Consider the following 20,435-nt stretch of genomic DNA (forward strand, 5'->3'; position numbering starts at 1 on the left):
TGCGAACGCGGCCTCGCGCGCTGCGGCCGGCATGAAGCCGACCACGCCGTCCCGGCCGGCAAGACGCTCGGCGCGCTGAACGAACTTCGCTTCTTCGGATGCCATGATGCTCACTCCCCTTCCTGCGCGCTCATCGTGTCGTGCGTGGACACGATCTTGTCGACGAAGCCGTATTCGAGCGCTTCCTGCGCGGTGAACCAGTGGTCGTACTCGTTGTCGCGGTAGATTTCCTCGACGGTGTGGCCGGTCTGCTTGGCGGTCAGTTCGGCGAGGGTCTTCTTCATGTCCATGATGAGCTCGGCGTTGATGCGCACGTCGGTCGTGGTGCCGCCGATGCCGCCGGACGGCTGGTGCATGAGCACGCGCGCGTGCGAGGTGAGGAAGCGCTTGCCCGGCGTGCCGGAGCTCAGCAGGAACTGGCCCATCGACGCGCACATGCCGAGGCCCACGGTCGCCACGTCGGGCTCGATGAGCTGCATGGTGTCGTAGATGGCCATGCCGGCGGTGATCGAACCGCCCGGCGAATTGATGTACAGCCAGATGTCCTTCTTCGGATCCTCGGCCGCGAGCATCAGCATCTGCGCGCAGATGCGGTTGGCCATATCGTCCTTGACCTCTTCGCCCATCCAGATGATGCGGTCCTTGAGCAACCGGTTGAAAATCGGATCCACCATGGACGGGGCGTCGCCGTCGTCCATCGTGGGTGAGGGTGTCATGAAATCTGCCACCTTATCTCCTTGACTCATAAAACATTACGCTTAGCTACATTACCCGTTCAAAGCGACCGCCGCCGCGCTTCCGCCCCTTTTCGGCTACCCGCATAGCGTTGCGACGAGCGTCAGCCAGCGAGAGCTCCGATGTGCGTCTGCTCCGGCGGCATGGCGTTGTCCCGCACCTTGCGGATGCACAGGATCAGATCCATTGCCTGTTTCGCGTCGAACAGCTTGAGCATCGGGCGCGGACGGTCGAACGGGGGTTTGGCGAGTTGTTCGGGGTCGAGGTATCCATTGTGTTCGATGTAGTCGATGACGGTGTGCAGGAAGCCGATCTGGGTCTGGTTGAGCGTGTGCGCGTTGACGAACTCGGCGAACGCCTCCATTGCGGCCGCATGGTCGAGTTTGGCCACTCGTCGCACCAGCAGTCCGAACGGCAGCGGCCCGTATGTGGTTTCATAGTCGGTTTGTGATCCGAGCTCATGGACGAGGATGCGTTCGAGCTCGCTGTAATCATGACCGTCAAGCGGTTCGTTGTGACGCAGTTTGCGTATCGCCCCGTCGTTCTGGTGTTCGTTGACGTATCGGTTGACCTTGAGCCGGTAGTCGTCGTAGTGTTCGGCGATGTCGAACGGCTGGTTTTCGGTGCGCTCGATGAGCGGGTCAGTCAGATCGGTGATAACGATCCTGCGGGTGCCGGAGTCGGCGATGAATCGGATGAGATCGCGCAGTTGGATGCGTATGCGTTCCAGTGCGGTTACCGACAGTCCGTCGAGATAGTCATCATGGTCGGTGATCGTCGTGACCAGTTCGCGTTGCCGTTGCACTTGCGGGATGGTCATGCGTTCGCCCAGCTGCGCGGCGATTGCGCGGAGTTTGGTCGTGTAGGCCTTCGCGGGGTCGCCGGTCGCCCGAGCGACCATCATGCCGTACATGAGCGCATCGAAGCGCAGCGCGTACACGTCCGTTGCGCCGTAATGCGCCAGCGGCGCGAGTTCATGGGTGAGTTCGCGTACGTTCAGGTCGTTGAGGAACGTGTATGCGTCGGACATGCGGTAGCGTTCCACGTATTCGCGCTTGAGTCGTACGGCGACTTTGTTCGTATCCCATGCGCCGATCTGTCCAGTCAGGTCGGAGATGAGTTCAGCACGCCATTGGATGATTTGCGGATCGTCCGTGAAGTCGCTCGTCTGGAATGCCTGCACGAGTTCGGCCTTGCGAGCGAAGATGCGTTCGCTGACGGATGCGGCGGGCTTGTCTTCGACCGGATTGGTCTGCTCGCGGAAGAACGCGAAGTTACCGCAGTAGTCGAAGATCTTGAACCGGCGTTTGCCGACGTATTCACCGTCGATGTTGTCGACGCAGTCCAGTTCGGAACTGAGTCGGGTACCGCGACCGATCATCTGCCGGAACTTGATTTTGGAACGTACTTTCTTGAAAAACACCAGATTGACGACGTCGGGCACGTCGACGCCGGTGTCCATCATGTCGACGGAGACGGTGATGACGGGCAGCGGCTTGCGTTTGAATTCGGCGATGACACTGTGCGCGTAGTCGTCGCCGTGCAGCACGGTTTTGATGAATCCCCCGGCTGATTCCTTCGGATAGAGCGCCGTATACCGTTCGACAATGTAGCGCGCGTGGGCCTGGTTGGCGGCGAAGATGATGGTCTTGCCGAGCCGTTCGCCGCCGTCGGTCGTGATGCCGTGGTCGTGCAGGTCTTCGAGGACGGCGTCCACGGTGGCCGGGTTCATCACGTACGTGTTGATCGCGGCTGCATCGATGTGCGCAGGCAGGTTTGCCATGTCGCCGACATCGTCTCCGGGCCCGTCGTCATCGGTGTCGCCGTCGCCGAAGTCCTCCTCGTAACGCTCCTTGTCCGTATCGGACAGGTCGTCGTAGGTGATGCCTTCGTCCATGAACTTGGTTTTGGCTTCGACGTTAACGAACGGAACGAGCACCTTATCTTGGAGCGCCTGCGCATACTCGTACACGAAGGTAGGCACCCCGTGCTGCACGTGGAAGAAGTCGTAGGTGTTGCGGTCCACGTCGTCGCGCGGCGTGGCGGTCAATCCCACCATGAGTGCGTCGAAGTGGTCGAAGATGACCTTGTATTTCTTGAAGATCGACCGGTGCGCCTCGTCCACGATGATGAGGTCGAAATGACCTGCGGAGAACACGGGCTTGCCGTCCGCGCCGGTTTCCACGTCGATGGCGTTGATCATGGTCTGGTAGGTGGAGAACACGACGCGCGCGTCCGTGTCGTGCTTGTTGGAGCACAGGTTGCACAGCGACCAGTCGGGGAAGTATTCGCCGTATGCGCTGTTCGCCTGCGAGACGAGTTCGATGCGGTCGGCGAGGAACAGCACGTTCTTGACGAGCCCGGCGCGCATGAGCACGTCGGCGAGCGCTGCGGATACACGGGTCTTGCCGGTGCCGGTGGCCATGACGAGCAGGCTGCGACGCTGACCTTGGTTGAGGTTGTCGCAGACGGCTTGGATGGCTTCGAGCTGGTAGGCGCGGCCATTGCCGCCGGCGACGTTGAGATTGACGGGTACGGTGGACGGGTCGATGGCGGTGCGGCGGCGGGCGAGGATGCGTTGCAGATCGTCCTGGGCGAAGACTTCGCCGACCTGCCGGTATGAGCCGTTGTCGTCGTCGACGAAGTAGGTGCGGTAGCCATTGGACAGGAAGATGAGCGGACGGTAGCCGAATTGCCGTTCGAGGCAGTCGGCGTAGAGACGCGCCTGTTGGAGTCCTTTGGCGGGGTCGTAGGCGGTGCGTTTGGCTTCGATGATGGCGAGCGGCTTGCCGTTGCGCCCGTTAAGCAGGTAGTCGACGTAACCTTGCTGGCCGGGGTTGCCTTCCATGCCGGTGACGGGATATTCAGCGATGACGTCGCGTGCAGTGTTCCAGCCAACCAGTTGCAGGTCGAGGTCGATGAAGCGTGTGCGGGTCTGGTATTCACTGAATTCGTCGGCCGGCACGTGTTCGATGACGGGCTGTTCGGCCTTGCGCGCGGCGAGCTGGTCGCTCAGCGCGCGTATGCGCGCTTCGAGTTCGGCGATCTGCTGGGTTTGCTTGCCGAGCTGCGCCTCATATTCCTTGCGTGCGGCGTCTTCCTGCGCCTTGCGTTCCTTGGCGGCGAGCGCATGGCTGACGGCGGGGACCTGTTTGGGGTCGAAGACGCGTTTGACGTAGCGGCGGCCGTAGCTGTAGTCAATCCATTGGATGAACGTGAAGAGGATGTTCAGGGAGAACATCGCGTCTTCGGGTTTGAGCTGCGCGTTACGGTGCGCGGCCATGTTACCGGCTTTGATGACATATTGCAGGGATTCCCACAAATGGTTGTCGGCGAGCGAAGTGCGGAAGGTGGGTTCGTGGACAAGGGACTGCAGATTGTCCTTGTACGGCGGCTTGATGGTCTCGTCGGCGGCGTATACCCATTTGACGGCAAGTTCGAACGCGCGACGCGCGGCCAGCGCGCTGATCGTGGGCGACAGGGACATCACCCGTTCCGCTTCTAAGCATGCGTCGGCGAACATCTTGTAGTCGTCCTGACCTTGCAGAAACGAGAAATTGGCCATATCCGTCTCCCTCATGCGCCACGTCGCGGCACCCGTCGCCGCCGATCAGACCCATCGTACAACGCGGAAGACCATTGCATTCGGCAGCGCGGTCTCTTCGACGGCGGACACGCAAGAGTTTTCGAATATTTCGTTTATTGGTATGCTGATATGGCATTGCATGATTGCCGTTACAGCCAAAAAGGAGGATCCATTATGGGAACACGCAGTCTCGCCAACGACGCCACAACCTATCTGCCCAACGCAGAGGATCGCCGCCGGCTTATGGACATCAAGGAAGCCCTGTCTCATATCGCGCAGGATGCAAGGGAGACTCCCGATACCGTGTTTGACGACATGTCCGGTCAATCGGATTTCCCCGTCGCGACGCTTAAGGTGCCCGGCTCTCCGGCGCGACCGCTCACCCCGGAACTGGCGGACGTTCTGATGCAGGTCGCCGATCAGCTGTCCCGCGGTCGAGCCGTATTCGTGGCACCGTACGATACGATGCTCACCACGCAGGATGCCGCCGATTTCCTCGGTGTCTCGCGTCCCACGCTGGTGAAACTGTTGGAGGACGGTGCCATCCCGTTCGAGAAGGTGGGGCGTCACCGTCGCGTATTGCTCGCCGACCTGCAGGAATACATGAACGCCCGGCATCGCGAGAATGTTGGCATGTTTGACGAACTTGCCGCCGATGAGGATCCACGGGCGACTTTGAACAATCCCCTGATCTCCTGACGACGTCACCCGATCGGCAGAAAGGCGATCCATGAGCTTCCCCGTATTTTTCGACACATGCAGCCTCTTCGGCGAGATCGTCAACGATCTGGTGCTTCGTCTCGCCGAAGAACGGTTTTTCACACCATATTGGTCGGAAACCGTACTCACGGAACTCTATAGGAATCTTTCGCCGCGCATCGGAGAGGACAGAGCGGACCGACGCATTCGCGCAATGGAGTCCGCCTTCCCCGATGCGCTCGTCACCGGCTATGACAGTCTGATCCCCATGATGACCTGCGACGTCAAGGACCGTCATGTGCTTGCAGCCGCCGATCATTCGCCCGCGCAGACATTAGTGACATTCAATCTCAAGGATTTTCCGGATTCATCTACCATCCCTTTGCAAATCGAGGTCAAGCACCCGGATGACTTTCTGCTGGATGTACTCGATCTCGACCCTGGACGGGTCGCCCAGGTATGTTATGCAGCGCTCATCAGCTACAAGGCGTATCCGCAAACACCAGAGGATTATGCATACATGCTCCAACGATGCGGACTGCCACGATTCGCCGAACGACTGTATCCCATCCTTGACGCACTCTACGAACGCAGCTGACCTTATTTAGGATCTGTCATTGGGCGAAGTAGCGTTGGGTGAGGCTGGCGTAGAGGGTGGTGAGGCGGTCGAGCTGCTGACGCGTGGTGGATTTGAGGGATTCCACCGACGTGACGAACTCGGCGAACTCATTCTGTAGGGCGAGAGGTGGAAGCGGGACGCTAATGCTCGATAGCATCTCCTGATTCACCTTATATGTTCCATTGGTAGTGCGAGCCATGCCTTCAATCTGTTTGCGAATGGTAGGCTGCCGCCATACATGAAATAGATATGACATACATATTTTGCTGGTATCTACGCGACCAGCAATCATCGTATCCGGAAACACCAGATCCGAGTAGTTTCTCTCGGCATAAGCGCCGGCACCAACCAGATTCTTGTTTCCATTGCCACGACACATGTAAAAGTCCAAAGACGAGACCCGTTTGTCAGCAGACGGATCATCATCAAATACGCCTTCCTTCCATGCGGAATCATCGAAATCACCTTGAGTAATCGCTGAAAGAGTCAGGACCTTCGACGGAATGGCGCCTCGCTTGGATGGGGATACTCCGTTACGCATATCCGGCATAAGTTCAGATGACAGAACGTCTTCATACTTGTCGTGCATAAACATCTCGACGAAGCGGGATTGGATGAGTTCGTCGGCTTTGGCGAGCATCTGCTCAGCAACAGTAATCTCATTCTGCACTGTTTTGAGAATCTTTACAATCTCTCGTTGCCGATCAACTGAGGGCAACATAAACCGTATTTGGTTAAGAACCTTCGCTGATAGATGCTTAACCGTCACATATGAAGTCTGTGATTCGATATGTTTTAATTCATCCGCAAGTATGTATGGCAGAAAGTCAGGAACCAAATCATCATTGGTAGAACGAATCTTACAAACTCGCTGATTCAGTAAAGCGTCTCCGCCTTTCCACTCGACTATATTGAATTCACCATCCATGCCGATAAGAAAATCACCATCATGAATCAAATAGCGGTCATCGCATGTTTCATCTGTATACGTATACGATGTACCCTCTTTCAGATCACGAATACGAATAACAGGCATACCAGTCGCTTTATCCGACGAAAAGCGTTTTGAGTCAAAGGCAAACCCATACGTAATTTCGCATACTTCTTTAAGCAGCCGCTCTCCCATCACTCACCGTCCTTGGCGAGCATGGCGTCGAGAGCATTGAGGCCGTCCGCGAATTTGGTGTTCAGTTCGCGCAGTTCGGCCATGAGCTGGCTGGTCGGCGGATACTCCTTGCGTTCGTATTCGACCTGCACGTACTTGTTGAAGCTGAAGTCGTAGTCGTTGGCAGCAATGTCGTCGCGGGTCACCATAAAGCTCTGCTCGGTACGCTCGCGAGCGCCTTCGGCGTCAAGGTTCTTCCAGCGTGCGAGGATATCGGGAATATCGTTGTGCGCGGTGTCTTCGTCGCGTTTGTCGTCGAGCGTGTAGCCGTCGTGTTCCATGTTGTACAGCCAGACCTTGTCGGTGCTGTTTGGCGCGTCGGTTTTGGTGAAGACGAGGATCGCGGTGCTCACTCCCGAATATGGTTTGAACACGCCGGAGGGCATGTAGATGATCGCTTCGAGCCGCTGATGGTCCACCAGTTCGCGGCGCAGTTCACGATACGCCTTCGCGTTGGAGCGGAACAGCACGCCGTTGGGCACGATGCACGCGCAACGGCCGCCGAGCTTCAACATGCGCAGGAACAGTGCCACGAACAGCAGTTCAGTCTGCTTGGTGTCCACGATGGCCTTGAGCGAGTCGTCGATGTCCTCCACGTCGAGCGAGCCGGTGAACGGCGGGTTGGCGAGGATCACGGCGAACTTGCTGCGGATCGTATTCAGGCGTGACAGGCTGTCCTGGTTGCGGATGTCGGGGTGTTCGACGCCGTGCAGCAGCATGTTCATCGCGGCGATGCGCACCATCGTCTGGTCGGTGTCGAAACCGGCGAACTGATCGCCTTCAAACAGGTTCCACTGGTCGGCGCTCATCGCGTCACCATAGGTGCGGCGAATCCATTCGGCCGCGGAGATCAGGAATCCGGCCGTGCCGCACGCCGGGTCGCCGATCAACTGGCCGGGCTTCGGGTCGATCAAGCCGACCATGAGGTCGCGGATGTGCTTGGGCGTGCGGAACTGGCCGTTCGCGCCAGCCGTGTTGAGCTTGCTCAACATGTATTCGTACAAGTCGCCCAGATCGTCCTGGTCCTTGACGATGTTCGTGAGCAGGTCGTCGATGCCGGCGACCGCACGTTCGAGCGTTTTCGGCTTGTTGAAGCCGAACGAGGCGTCCTCCATGCTGTCTGCGAACGCGTTGCCGGTGTGCAGGGTCTTCAGGAACGGGAACACCTGCTGAGACACGGTGGCGAACATCTGTTCGGCCGACTCGTTCTTGAAGTTGTGCCAGCGCAAACGCTGGCCTTCGGGAGTGTCCGGGAACACCGGGTTGGCGAGCGGCGCGCCGGTAAGCTGCGCCATCTGCTCGGCCTCGAGCTGCTTATCGTCGAGCGACTTCATGAACATGAGGTAGGTGAGCTGGCTGATCACCTCAAGCGGATTGGTGATGCCACCCTCCCACATGCGCTGCCAGATGTCGTCGACCTTATTCTTCACGGCCCCGGTAATCATCGCGTCCCTTCCGTCGATCTCGTACGTTCCGTTACGGCTGAATCCTTCCCCACTCTACCGTCTCTCCAACCGCCGCCACGCAGTCGTACGAATAGTTCGGAACGATGCATCGTCGCGTTGCCCCGGACCATTCGCATATGATGCTACTTGCGCAACAGCTGGTGCGACAGGAGCGCCGACACAGCGACGGCCAGGGCGACGGGGACGTAGAACGTGCTGGGGGCGGCGGTGAGTTCCAGCACGAGGCACATGGCCATGAGCGGGGCCTGCTGTGAGGCCGACAGGAGTGCGGCCGCGCCGATGAGGGCGCAGGCGGTGACTGAATCCGCTGGGAAGGCGATCGCCCAGAAAATGCCGAACATCGCGCCAAGCGTGGAGCCGAGCGCGATGCCCGGCTGGAGCACGCCGCCGGATGCGCCGGAACGGATGGTGAGCAAGGTGATTGCCGCTTTGGCAATGAACGTGAACGCCAGCACCATCATCACCAGCAGCAGTTCGCTCTGGCGTGGGTTCAAGCCCAGTGCCGTCCACGGGGAGACGGTATCGCTGGTACTCCCAAGATCCGAAAGGTAAGTGCTGTTCGTGCCGAAAAGCGTGGAATCCGGGTTGATCAGCGCGGCGATGGAACGGCCCTCCTGAGTGGAGATCGTGCTGAACCCCAATTGTGCGGCCGCACGGCCATTGCCCATGATCTGCGGCAAAGCCAACGACACGATGCCGGTGAGCACGCCGGCCAATGGCATCTGCCATAGGATCGCCGTACCCTGCGGCTTATGCGCTTCAGCCCATTGCGAGCCTCGGCGGAACCATGCGCCCGCCACGCCGCAGAGTGCGCCGATGAGCAGCGCGGCAAGCATCAGCGTAGGCGTGATGTCGTTCTGCATGTTCGAAATATCGTAGAACACGTGGCGTCCCTTGATGCTGGACGCGACGAACGCGGCCGAGGCGGACATGCCGAGTCCGAACGCAACGTTTTCGATCGCCACGTCGGCGAGCAGGATCTCCACGGCGAAGAACATGCCGGCGAACGGCGCGTTGTACACGCCGCCCAGGCCGGCGCCGGCCGCGACCGCGACGACGACGCGCCGGTCGACGCCGGTCAGCCGGAACAGGTCGCAGAATCGTTGCGCGAGCATCGCGCCGAGTTCGCGCGGCGCGACCTCGCGGCCGATCGACGCGCCGGTGCCGACGATGAAGATCTGCAGGCACACGTGCACGAGCGTCTGCCATACCGGCATGCGGTCGCCGTTTACCGCTTTCTTGACAGACGGAACCTTGGTGGTTTTCGTGCGCAGCAGCCACCAGATCACGCCGGCGACTGTCAGGCCGACCGTCACGGACACCGCGCGGCGCACGGCCGGCACGGCGAACGGTCCGGGCGCGGCCGACCCTTCGACATAGCCGAGCATCACCCGTTCGATGCCGTACAGCATCAACGTCAGCAATCCCGCGCCCGCGCCGATCACCGCGCCGAGCAGCAGCGCCGCAGCGGCCATCCATCCGATGCGCTTCCAATCCATCGACCCCGTGGTCTTCACAGTCTTCTCAGTCATCCCTCTCCCCTGTCCGTCATCCTGCGGCGCTCAGCCGTCACATCAAACACGCATAATGCAAAAGGCTTGGAATCACTGGGATTCCAAGCCTTTCATAACACTCTACCGAATTATCGGCCTAGCGCGGCGCAATGCTCACTCGGCGTCGGCCGGGGCTTCCTCGGCCTTGTCGTTGGCGATCTCGTCGGCGACGGCGGCAGCGGCGGAAGCGGCTTCGACACTCTCGTTCTCCACCGCGTCCTCGACGGCCTCGTCCTCACCGAGGAAGGCGCTCAGATCGAGCGGTTCGCCTTCGGAGGTGAAGGACACGGCGCGCATGCCGGCGAGCAGGCCCTTGGAGCGGCCAACCTCGGCGACGGCGGAGCCGAGCTGGCCGTTCTTCACGATCGCGTTGATGAACGCGTTCGGATCCATGCCGTACTGCTGGGCGATGGAGGCGAGGAAGTTGAACACGTCGGCCTGGGAGACCTTGACGTCAAGCTTCTCGGCGAGGGTGTCGAGGAGGATCTGGTCCTTGAGCTCCTTCTCGGCGGCTTCCTCGGCCTGAGCCTTCTGCTCGTCGGTGGCCTTCTCCGGATCCGGGGTCATGGACTTGAGGTGCTCGGCGACAGCGTCAGCCTTCACGCCCTTCGGGACCGGGATCTCGACGCCCTCGGCCAGCTTGGCGAGGAACGCGTCGCGGGCCTCGGTGGCCTGACGGGCTTCGCCGTCCTGCTCGAGCTGCTTGCGGATGTCAGCCTTGAGCTCGTCCAGCGTGTCGAACTCGGAGGCGTCCTGAGCGAAGTCGTCGTTGAGCTCCGGGAGCTCCTCGGCCTTGACGGTGTTGACCTTGACCTTGACCTGAGCCTTCTGGCCCTCGTGCTCGCCGGCTTCCAGCGTGCCTTCGAAGGTGGTCTCCTCGCCAGCGGACAGGCCGTCGAGCGCCTCGTCGAGGCCGTCGAGCATGGTGTTGGAGCCGAGCTCGTAGCTGACGCCTTCCTGGGATTCGACGGTTTCGCCGTCGATCTCGGCGGTCAGGTCGATGTTGGCGAAGTCGCCCTTGCCGGCCGGACGGTCGACGCCCACGAGGGTGCCGAAGCGCTGGCGCAGGGTCTCGAGACGCTTGGCCACGTCCTCGTCGGTGACTTCCGGCTTGGCCACGTCGATGGTCAGGCCCTCGAGCTCCGGGAGCTCGATGTCGGGGCGACGCTCGACGGTGGCGACGAACTTAAGCTTGGTCTCGTCCTTGGCGGAGGACGGCACTTCCTGCACGTCGATCTCCGGCTGGGCCATCGGACGGATCTTCTTCTCGTCCAGCGCCTGGGAGTAGAGCTCCGGCACACCGTTGTTCACGGCCTCGCCGGCGACGGCGCCGAAGCCGACGCGCTGGTCGATGATCTTGCCGGGCACGTGGCCCTTACGGAAGCCGGGGATGTTCACCTGCTTGCCGATCTCCTTGCGGGCCTCGTCGAGGAAGGGGTTGAACTCCTCCGGCTCGACGGTGATGGTGAGCTTCACCTTGGTAGGCTCGAGGTTCCTGACGCTGATCTTCACGCTAAACGCTCCTGAAAAGTCGTACTGTCATAGTTCTGCCCAGTGGGCAACCGTTACATGATAACCCTACTCACGGACGCGGCGATCAGTTTCACCTGCCAGTCGCGCGCGCCCTGCTCGGAAAGGAACGCGGCCACGTCCCTGCCGCCCGGATCGTCCGTCCAGCACAGGTTGCGGATGATCTGCGGGCGGATGATGATTTCCGGCGGCGTGCGCGTGTCATCGGCGATCTGGTTGACCACGGCGCGCACACGCTTGAGCGTCTCCGCGCGCCTCGGATGCCGGCTTTCCCAGAGTTTCATCGACCGTGGTGCATTGCTCTGTCCGCTGTCCGATTGGCTGGCCGGAATGGTCGGCAGTTCGGACGGGCGCAGCGCCAACGCTTGCTGAATGGTTTGACGCCACACGGACGGTTTGACCTTGCGCTGGATGGGCGCATAGCGTTCGAACATTTTGTCCTGCTCGCCGCCGGTGTGCATGCGCACGCGCTCGTTGAGCGAACGTATCGTGCGGAATTCGCGCGCGTTTCGCGGCTTCTTCACCGCGGCTTCGATGATCGACGAATCGGCGAGCAGCAGGCTCGGCGCGATGTCGTACCGCCGGGCGAGCCGGTCGCGCTCCTCCCACAGCGCCTTGGCGACGGCCAGTCCGCGGCGGTCATGGCTGAGCACGGTGATGCGCGAGATGCGCATCCACGGCACGGGATGTTCGCGCTGCGGCCCGGTCCCCTCGTCCAGCGCGTGGGCGAATTCCTCTTCGGCCCATTCCAGTTTGCCCTGTCGCTTGAGGTCGGCGCGCATGCTCCGTTCGAGTTCGATGAGCAGTTCGACGTCGAGCGCCGCGTAGTTGCGCCAGTCTCGTGGCAGGGGGCGGTACGACCAGTCGGCCGCGGAATGTTCCTTGGCGAGCGTGATGTTGAGATAGTGTTCGGTGACGGCCGCCAGTCCGAACCGGTGCAGGCCGAGCAGACGGGCCGCGATTTCGGTGTCGAACAGCGCGTTCGGGCGCAGCCCGATATCGGCGAATCCGGGCAGGTCCTGCAGCGAATCGTGGAGAATCCACGTCGCGTCACTCACCGCGGCATTGAACCGGTCCCAGTCGGCGCCTTCCCTGTTGAGCGCCACTGGGTCGAGCAGCGCGATGCCTGCGCCGTCGCGTTTGAACTGCACCAGCCAATCCTCGTGGCCGTACCGGTATCCCGAGGCGCGTTCCGCGTCGGCGGCCAAGGAGCCAGATGCGGCCGCGAACCGCTCGCATACGGCATCGAAGTCCCGTCTGGTCGAAGTGACGTCGGGAACGCCTCCTCTCGGCTCGGACTGCAGCCTCGGCTCATCGGTCAACGCTCGGTTCCTCCTCGTCGCATGAGGCGGAACCGACGAACCGGGCCCATGATCGTATCTGGCCGCCCGCGTCCATTCCGCCATCGGTATTGTCAAGCGGCGTCCATGATACCCGCATTTCGCATCCGACCGAAGCACCACCCTTCAGCGTGCCGAATGAGGTGCTGTGCGTGACGGTGACGGTGCCACCCAGACTGCCCGGCAGCACGTTCGCCAGTCGTTCGCGCATATCATCCCAGTACATGGCCGGCGTCAGTCCGTCGCGTTCGCGCGTTTCCAACGGCAGGGACGCGAACGCGACGCACCGCCAGCGCGATCGCCAGTCGGCCCGCAGAGTGCGCGAATACAGCAGCATGATCCAGCCATGGGCCGTTTCGTCGGCGTTGACGATCCGTCCGAAATACTGTCCGGAACGGCCGTCGCCGGCACGCTCACCGCCAGCGGGCCGACGTTCGGATTCCAGTTCAACACCGATGCCAAAATCGGCAAGAGACACGGGCACGGCCATTTCCCGGTAGCGCATCGCCGGCACGCGCTCCATCGCACGCGCCGATTCAACGGCGTGCCACACGTCATCGGGCACACCGTCGGGTCGCCCGGTCGCAGCGGCGTCGTTGCCGGGCTTCGTCGCCGCCGGAAACGCGAAGATTTCAGCCATGTCTCCAGCCTACGCGACGCACGCCGTTTTCCCCGCATCGGCACGCGCGGGGCGCGCCGATAACGTAGGAAACATTTCGGCGATCAGTACACGGTCAGCCCGTACGATTCGAACTGCTCGACGACGCGCTTCTTGAGCGCCGCGGACGGCCCTTTCTGGTCCTCGAGCGGATACGGGATGCGCAGTTCGTGCCACTTCGGCCGGCCGAGCTGGTGGAAGCCGAGCACGTCGACGTGTTCGAGCGCGTCGCCGAACGACGCGCAGATCTTCGCCACGTTATCGACGTTCTCCTCGGACGAGGTGAGCCCCGGCACGAGCACGAAGCGCACCCAAATCTTCTTGCCGGCCTTGGCGAGACGGTGGCCGAAGTCGATGGTGGGCTGCAGCAGACCGCCGGTGACCTTGTGGTAGGTTTCCTCGTCGCCGGACTTGACGTCGAGCAGGCACAGGTCGATGTCGTCGATCATCTCGTCGGTGTAGTTCTTGTTGAGGAACCCGGACGTGTCGAGGCAGGTGTGCACGCCCATCTCCTTGGCGGCGCGGAACACGCGCGAGACGAACGCGGGCTGCATCATCGATTCGCCGCCGGAGAACGTGATGCCGCCGTGCGTGGCCTTGAACAGGTCGGCGTAGCGTTCGACCTTTTTGATCATCGCGTCCAGGTACACCGGCTGACCGTCGCGCATCTTCCATGTGTCGGGGTTCTGGCAGTACTGGCAGCGCAGCGGGCATCCGGACATGAACACGGTCATGCGCGTGCCCGGGCCGTCGACGGAGGTGTTGATGTCCCACGAGTGCACGAATCCGATGTCGCCGGTTTTGAGCGCTTCGATGCGGTCGCGCCGGTCGAGGCCGATCGGGGACTCGAAGCCGGAGAGACCGCCCATGAGCGTCTGGCTGGCGTAGGTCTTCGACTCCTTGAGCATGTGTCGGGTGGTGGTGCGGAATTGCGTGGTGTCGGGCATCGTTGTCCTCCTGAAAAATCTTGGGTTTTCCCGTGCCGCGCGGGAAGTGGGAAAACATGAAAGAAGGGGCGGGGCTCGCCGGCCCCACCCCTTCGGTTACCGCGTGTCGTTCACGCAGAGGCTATCGTCGCCGCGATCAGTCGGTGACGGCGCCTGGTGGAACGTACGGGAGATCACGTCGAGCTGCTGCTCCTTGGTGAGCTTGACGAAGTTCACCGCGTAGCCGGAGACGCGCACGGTCAGGTGCGGGTACTTCTCCGGGTGCTCGACGGCGTCCTCGAGCTGCTCCTTGCGCAAGACGTTGATGTTGGCGTGGTACAGGCCGTGGCCGTTGCCGGCGTCGAGGATGCCGACCAAGTTGCCGATGCGCTCCTCCTCATCGCGGCCGAGGCCGTCGGGGGTGATCGTGTTGGTCAGCGAGATGCCGTCAAGCGCGTCGTTGTAGTCGATCTTGCCGACCGAGAACATCGACGGCAGCATGCCGTGGGAGTCCATGCCGTTCTCCGGGTTCGCGCCCGGGGCATACGGGGTGCCCTTCTTGTGGCGGGACGGGAAGGAACCGGTGTTCTTACCGTACTCCACGTTGGAGGTGATCGTCAGGATGGACTGGGTCGGGACGGCGCCGCGGTAGACCGGCAGGCGCTTGACCTGGCCCATGACCGTGGAGACGACCCACTTGGCGATGTCGTCGGCGCGATCGTCGTCGTTGCCGTAGATCGGGAAGTCGCCCTCGGTGCGGTAGCCGACGACCAGATCGTCATCAGCGCCCTCGACGTACTCGTACTCGTGGCCCGGCAAGTCCTTGGCGTCCTTGTTGTAGATCGGGTACACCTTGGCGTACTTGACGGCGGACAGCGAGTCGGCCGCGATCGACAGGCCAGACATGCCGCAGCCGAGGGTGCGGTACACTTCCTTGTCGTGCAGGGCCATCTCGATGGACTCGTACGCGTACTTATCGTGCATGTAGTGGATGATGTTCAGCGCCATGACGTAGGTCTCAGACAGCCATTCGAGAGCCTTCTCGTAGTTGGCCTTGACCTTCTCGTAGTCGAGCGTGCCGTCGGCTTCCGGCTTGATCGGATCGATCACGCCCTTGTCGATGACCTGCATGCCGGTCATCTCGTCACGGCCGCCGTTGATCGCGTACAGCAGGGCCTTGGCGGAGTTGACGCGAGCGGCGAAGAACTGCATCTGCTTGCCGACGCGCATCGGGGAGACGCAGCAGGCGATGGCGGCGTCGTCGCCCCAGTGGGAGCGGATCTCCTTGTCGGACTCGTACTGGATGGCCGAGGTGTCGATGGAGATCTTGGCGCAGAAACGCTTGTAGCCTTCCGGCAGCTTCGGATCCCAGAAGATAGTGATGTTCGGCTCCGGGCCGGGTCCGAGGTGCTCGAGGGTCAGCGTGTTGAGCAGACGGAACGAGGTCTTGGTGACCATCGGACGGCCGTCGTCGGCGAAGCCGGCGTCGGACCAGGTCGCCCAGTACGGATCGCCGGAGAAGATCGCGTCATAGTCCTTGGTGCGCAGGAAGCGCACGATGCGCAGCTTCATGACGATGTTGTCGATGAGCTCCTGGGCGCGGGTTTCGTCGATCACGCCGTTGTCCAGATCGCGCTGGATGTAGCAGTCGAAGAACGCGGAGTTGCGGCCGAAGGACATGGCAGCGCCGTCCTGGCTCTTGACGGAAGCGAGGTAGCCCATGTAGGTCCACTGCACAGCTTCCTGAGCGTTCTGGGCCGGGCGGGACAGGTCGAGGCCGTACTCGGCGCCGAGCTTGATGAGCTTCTTGAGGGCCTTGATCTGCTCGTCGTGCTCCTCGCGGAAGCGGATCCAGTGCTCGATCTCCGGCTCGGTGAAGTCGTTGCGGTACGGGACGGAGTCCTTGTCGCGCTGCTTGAACTTGATCAGCGTGTTGACGCCGTACAGGGCGACGCGGCGGTAGTCGCCGATGATGCGGCCGCGGCCGTAGGCGTCCGGCAGACCGGTGAGGATCTTGTTGTGGCGGGCGATCTTGATCTGCTTGGTGTAGACGCCGAACACGCCGTCGTTGTGGGTCTTGCGGTAGCGGGTGAAGATCTTCTTGATCTCCGGATCCGGCTCCTTACCGGCCTCCTTGATGGCCTGCTCGACCATGCGCCAGCCGCCGTTCGGCATCATGGCGCGCTTGCACGGAACATCGGTCTGCAGACCGACGATCACGTTGTCCTCCTCCGGGGACTCGATGTAGCCGGCCGGGAAGGCGTCGATGTCGGCCGGGGTGTGGGTGTCCACGTCGTAGACGCGCTGCTTGCGCTCGACGGCGAGGTAGTTGTCGTCAAGGTACTTCCACAGATGCTTGGTGCGCTCGGTGGCGTTGGCGAGGAAGGACTCGTCGCCGGTGTACGGCGTGTAGTTCTTCTGGATGAAGTCGCGGACATCGATGTCCTTCTGCCAGTTGCCCTCAGTGAAGCCGGCCCATGCCTTGGCCTCGAGCTCTTCCTGGGAGACCGCATTCTCGACTGCTGTCATGTCACTCCTTGGTGGTGCGTTTCGGCGCTTCTTCGACGCCGCTTTACGGTTACTGATTGTAGCGGTGCGGGAACGTCGGCGTGAGGGGTAAAGGCGTGAGCTTTCTCACATTTGATCGTTACCGTTCACGAGCGATCCCGCATCGCAAACCAAGAAGCCCATGACGGGGCCCACCGCCGCGTTTATGCGGCCGAACCGCCACCGGATGCGGAACCGGACCCCCATCCGTCCCATTCGCGCGTCTGCTCGTCCCACACGGTGTTGCGCTCCTTGGCGATCTTCCATGCGTCAATCGCGTCCTGACGGGTCTTGTACGGTCCCATGCGCTGTCCGATCGGCGAGAGCTTGCCCAGCTCCGGCTGCTCGGTGACGGTGTTGAAATACCATTCCTTGTCGGTCATCAATCACTCCTTCTTCGTCAAACGGCCGCGCACATGCCCTCGATCGGGAACGTGCGCGGCCGAACCATGTTGCAAACGTTACTCGCGGAACGCGTTCGTCACCGGCAGGCGACGGTCGCGGCCGAACGCGAGCGCGGTGACCTTCGGCCCGAGCGGATACTGGCGGCGCTTCCATTCGGCGCGGTCCACGAGTCGCATCACGGTGTCCACGGTTTTCTCGTCGAATCCGTCGGCCAGCAGGTCGGCGCGGCCGTGCGCGTGTTCAATGTACGCGGCGAGCACCTTGTCGAGCAGCTCGTATTCGGGCAGCGAGTCGGAGTCCTTCTGGCCGGGCCGCAGTTCGGCACTCGGTGCCTTTTCGATCGAGCTGACCGGGATCATCACGCCATCCTCAAGCGGCTTGCCGGGGTCGCCCTGCTCGTTGCCGACAATGTGCAGCCCGCCGATGCCCATGCCGGCGGCGGCCGCGCGGTTGCGCCAGCGGCTCAGCTCCCACACGCGCGTCTTGAGCAGGTCCTTGATGGGCGCGTAGCCGCCGACCGCGTCGCCGTAGATCGTCGAGTATCCGCAGGCCAGCTCGGACTTGTTGCCGGTGGCCACCGCGAGTAGACCCTTGGAGTTCGAGTAGGCCATGACGATGACGCCGCGGATGCGCGCCTGCAGGTTTTCGGCAGCGACGCCGTCGAGGTCGAGCTGCTGCTGGTAGGCGTTGAACAGCGGTTCGATCGGCTGCACGTCGTATTTGGCTCCGATGTTCTTGGCGAGGTCGGCCGCGTCGTCCTTGGAGCCGTCGGACGAGTACATGCTCGGCATGGAGATGCCCTGCACGTTTTCGCCGCCCACCGCGTCGGCGGCCATGGCGGCCACGAGCGCGGAGTCGATGCCGCCGGACAGGCCGAGGCACACGCCACGGAACCGGTTCTTGGCCATATAGTCTTTGAGCCCGAGTACGCAGGCGGTGTACACCTCCTCGTCCGGGTCGAGTTCGGATGCGATTTCGCCGGGAGCCTGCCGTTCGGCATTCGTGTCAAGGTCGAAGAAGCTCAGGTGTTCCATGAACATCGGCGAGCGTTCGAGCATGGTGCCGTCGCGGTTGACAACGAAGCTACCACCGTCGAAGACGAGGTCGTCCTGGCCTCCGACCTGGTTGACGTAGATGACCGGGGCGTCCACTTCGGCGGCGCGACGTGCGGCGAGTTCGTGGCGCACGTGCGTCTTGCCTTCCTCGTACGGCGAGCCGTTCATGGTCATGAGCACGTCGATGCCGCGCTTCGCGAGGTCGGCGACGGGACCGCCGTCCTGCCAGATGTCCTCGCAGATGGCCACGCCGATGCGCGCGCCGTCGATGTCGAGCACGACGGATTTGTCGCCGGCGGCGAAGATGCGGAATTCGTCGAAGACGCCGTAGTTGGGCAGGAAGTGCTTGTCGTAGCCGGCCCAGACGACGCCGTCGTGCAGTACGACCATGCGGTTGCGCGGCTTGTCGGAGGCGTGGTCGGTGCCGACGGTGCCGACGGCCACGTACAGGTCGCCGAGCCCGTTGGCTTCGAGTTCGGTGGCGAGCCAGTTGGCCTTATCCCATGCGGCCTGGCGGAACGTGCGGCGCAATGCCAGATCCTCGATGGGGTATCCGGTGAGCGTCATTTCGGGGAAGACGACGACCTGCGCGTGCCGCTGTGCGGCGAGGTGCGCGTAGCGCATAATCTTGTCGGCGTTGCCGTCGAGGTCCCCGACGCAGGTGTCGATTTGGGCGAGTGCGAAGCGAATCTGTGTCATGCTGCCAAGTGTAGTTCGCCGGGTGTAGTTCGCGCCGGCGCGGCACGGTTGTTCCGCCGTGCCGCGCGGCCGGCCGGGTCAGGCGAGTTCGTCGAGCACCTTGAGCGCGGCGTTGACGTAGAAGTTCACGGTCGGTTCGACGGCCGCATCAAGGCCGACGAAGTGCGGGCTGTGCCAGTCGGCGCACCCCGGCTCGCCGTTGGAGCCGATGAACGCGAACACGAGGCGCGACTTGGCAACATATTCGGTAAAGTCCTCCCCCGCCATGCTCGGAATGATCGGCTTGAGCGTCGCGTAGTCGCCGACCTCGCCGGCGACGGCCTCGCCGAGTTCAGGATCGTTGACGAGCGGCTGCTGGATGCAGTCCCAGTCGATGTCGGCGCTGATGCCGTACGCCGCGGCCGTGTTGTTGACCACGGTTTCGAAACGGCCATGGACCAGCGGCTCGTCGGTTTTCTCGAAGAAGCGCACGGTGCCCTTGAATCCGGCTTCGGCGGGGATCACGTTCCACACGTCGCCGCCGCGCACGGCGGTGATGGACAGCACGACCGCGTGCAGCGGGGAAACGTTGCGGCTGACGATGGTTTGCAGCGACAGGATCATGGAGGCGAGCGCCTCGATCGGGCCGGTGCCCTTCTGCGGGTAGGCGCCGTGCGTGCCCTGCGCGTGCAGGGTCACATCGAACTTGACACAGCCAGCCATCATCGGCTGGGGGCCGATGGCGATTTCGCCGGGCTTGTAGTTGGGGTTGTTGTGCGTGCCAATGATCGCCTCCACGTCGTCGAGCACGCCGGCGGCGAGCACTTCGCGCGAACCGATGCCCTGCTCTTCAGCGGGCTGGAAGAGAATCTTGATGCTGCCGGCGATCCGGTCGCGGTGTTCGGCGAGCCAGAATGCAGCGCCGAGCAGGCCGGACATGTGCAGGTCGTGGCCGCAGCCGTGCATCACGCCGTCGTTGAGCGAGGTGAACGGCAGGCCGGTGTCCTCGTGGATGGGCAGACCGTCGATGTCGGCGCGCAGCGCGATGCGCGGGCCGGGCTTCGTGCCTTCGATCAGTCCGACAAGTCCGGTGTCGAGGCCGCTGTCGAGCACCTCGATGCCGTGTTCGCGCAGCTGTTTGGCCAGATATTTAGTGGTGTCGTATTCCTTGAAACTCAGTTCGGGATGCTGGTGCAAATAGTGGCGGATGGCGATCAGGTCGTCGCCTGCGGTGATGTGTTCGCTCATGGCTGTACTCCGTTCTCGTTGGCGTTCGTTCGCGTCCGGCAATGCCCGTTGCCGCTGCGCCGAAGGGTGCTAGCGCAGTACGGCGAGCAGCTCGGCCGGCCGCGTCGTCTGCCTGCTACCTTACGCCGTTCGCCCGCAGCCTCCTGCCGTTCGCTTATACGCGTTGCTTATAACGCGTTCGACGATGCGTCCGACGGTCGCATCCGGCGATTGCGCCGGCCGACG

General features: G+C 62.3%; 15 protein-coding genes and 1 pseudogene. 2 read left to right on the top strand and 14 right to left on the bottom strand.

Annotated elements, in window-relative coordinates; all coding sequences use genetic code 11:
• The 3 genes and pseudogenes from clpP to BBIA_RS12500 form a co-directional block, all read right to left on the bottom strand.
• A pseudogene (gene clpP, locus BBIA_RS14355) lies at positions 1-105 on the bottom strand (ATP-dependent Clp protease proteolytic subunit); the annotation flags it as partial.
• A gap of 5 nt (positions 106-110) precedes the next feature.
• The gene (locus tag BBIA_RS12495; RefSeq protein ID WP_193786511.1) at positions 111-716 is read right to left on the bottom strand and encodes an ATP-dependent Clp protease proteolytic subunit; all 606 of its coding nucleotides are present in this window, start codon (positions 714-716) and stop codon (positions 111-113) included.
• Positions 717-838: 122 nt separating this feature from the next.
• Positions 839-4,300 carry a DEAD/DEAH box helicase family protein gene (locus BBIA_RS12500; RefSeq protein ID WP_033492103.1) on the bottom strand — a complete coding sequence of 1,154 codons (3,462 nt, stop codon included), beginning with the start codon at positions 4,298-4,300 and terminating at the stop codon, positions 839-841.
• 150 nt (positions 4,301-4,450) lie between these two features.
• Between BBIA_RS12500 and BBIA_RS12505 the strand changes: the two genes are divergently transcribed.
• Together BBIA_RS12505 and BBIA_RS12510 are read left to right on the top strand one after the other, a co-directional pair.
• Positions 4,451-5,020: a helix-turn-helix domain-containing protein gene (locus BBIA_RS12505; protein ID WP_238548525.1), complete on the top strand. Its 570-nt coding sequence runs from the start codon at positions 4,451-4,453 to the stop codon at positions 5,018-5,020.
• Between the two features lie 31 nt (positions 5,021-5,051).
• Positions 5,052-5,618, top strand: a complete 567-nt coding sequence (locus BBIA_RS12510; RefSeq protein ID WP_033492098.1) for a PIN domain-containing protein — start codon at positions 5,052-5,054, stop codon at positions 5,616-5,618.
• A gap of 16 nt (positions 5,619-5,634) precedes the next feature.
• On the opposite strand, the gene BBIA_RS13575 is transcribed toward BBIA_RS12510, so the two are convergent.
• The 11 genes from BBIA_RS13575 to BBIA_RS12565 all read right to left on the bottom strand — a co-directional run bounded on the left by BBIA_RS13575 (position 5,635) and on the right by BBIA_RS12565 (position 20,210).
• Entirely contained in the window at positions 5,635-6,765 is a 1,131-nt protein-coding gene (locus tag BBIA_RS13575) for a restriction endonuclease subunit S (RefSeq protein WP_051924071.1), read from the bottom strand.
• Positions 6,765-8,249, bottom strand: coding sequence for a class I SAM-dependent DNA methyltransferase (locus BBIA_RS12520; RefSeq protein WP_033492097.1), 1,485 nt, complete (start codon positions 8,247-8,249; stop codon positions 6,765-6,767). Before BBIA_RS12520 ends, BBIA_RS13575 begins: the two co-directional genes overlap by 1 nt.
• 143 nt (positions 8,250-8,392) lie before the next feature.
• Positions 8,393-9,802 (bottom strand): chloride channel protein, encoded by a 1,410-nt coding sequence (locus tag BBIA_RS12525; protein WP_051924072.1) that lies wholly within the window; start codon positions 9,800-9,802, stop codon positions 8,393-8,395.
• Positions 9,803-9,937: 135 nt separating this feature from the next.
• Positions 9,938-11,335: a trigger factor gene (gene tig, locus BBIA_RS12530; protein ID WP_033492095.1), complete on the bottom strand. Its 1,398-nt coding sequence runs from the start codon at positions 11,333-11,335 to the stop codon at positions 9,938-9,940.
• Positions 11,336-11,388: 53 nt separating this feature from the next.
• The gene (locus BBIA_RS12535; protein WP_033492093.1) at positions 11,389-12,675 is read right to left on the bottom strand and encodes an HRDC domain-containing protein; all 1,287 of its coding nucleotides are present in this window, start codon (positions 12,673-12,675) and stop codon (positions 11,389-11,391) included.
• Positions 12,665-13,333 carry a DUF3000 family protein gene (locus BBIA_RS12540; RefSeq protein WP_033492089.1) on the bottom strand — a complete coding sequence of 223 codons (669 nt, stop codon included), beginning with the start codon at positions 13,331-13,333 and terminating at the stop codon, positions 12,665-12,667. The genes BBIA_RS12535 and BBIA_RS12540 overlap by 11 nt, the downstream gene beginning before the upstream one ends.
• 83 nt (positions 13,334-13,416) lie before the next feature.
• Complete coding sequence (pflA, locus tag BBIA_RS12545; protein ID WP_033492087.1) at positions 13,417-14,298, bottom strand: pyruvate formate-lyase-activating protein; 882 nt, start codon at positions 14,296-14,298, stop codon at positions 13,417-13,419.
• A gap of 96 nt (positions 14,299-14,394) precedes the next feature.
• A complete protein-coding gene (gene pflB, locus BBIA_RS12550; RefSeq protein ID WP_051924073.1) occupies positions 14,395-16,806 on the bottom strand; it encodes a formate C-acetyltransferase in 2,412 nt (803 codons plus the stop codon).
• Positions 16,807-16,988: 182 nt separating this feature from the next.
• The gene (locus tag BBIA_RS12555; RefSeq protein ID WP_033492081.1) at positions 16,989-17,207 is read right to left on the bottom strand and encodes a hypothetical protein; all 219 of its coding nucleotides are present in this window, start codon (positions 17,205-17,207) and stop codon (positions 16,989-16,991) included.
• A gap of 78 nt (positions 17,208-17,285) precedes the next feature.
• Positions 17,286-18,983, bottom strand: a complete 1,698-nt coding sequence (locus BBIA_RS12560; RefSeq protein WP_033492079.1) for an NAD+ synthase — start codon at positions 18,981-18,983, stop codon at positions 17,286-17,288.
• Between the two features lie 78 nt (positions 18,984-19,061).
• A complete protein-coding gene (locus BBIA_RS12565; protein ID WP_033492078.1) occupies positions 19,062-20,210 on the bottom strand; it encodes a M20 metallopeptidase family protein in 1,149 nt (382 codons plus the stop codon).
• Positions 20,211-20,435 lie beyond the last annotated feature (225 nt).

The organism is Bifidobacterium biavatii DSM 23969, assembly GCF_000741165.1.
Taxonomy (GTDB): Bacteria; Actinomycetota; Actinomycetes; order Actinomycetales; family Bifidobacteriaceae; genus Bifidobacterium; species Bifidobacterium biavatii.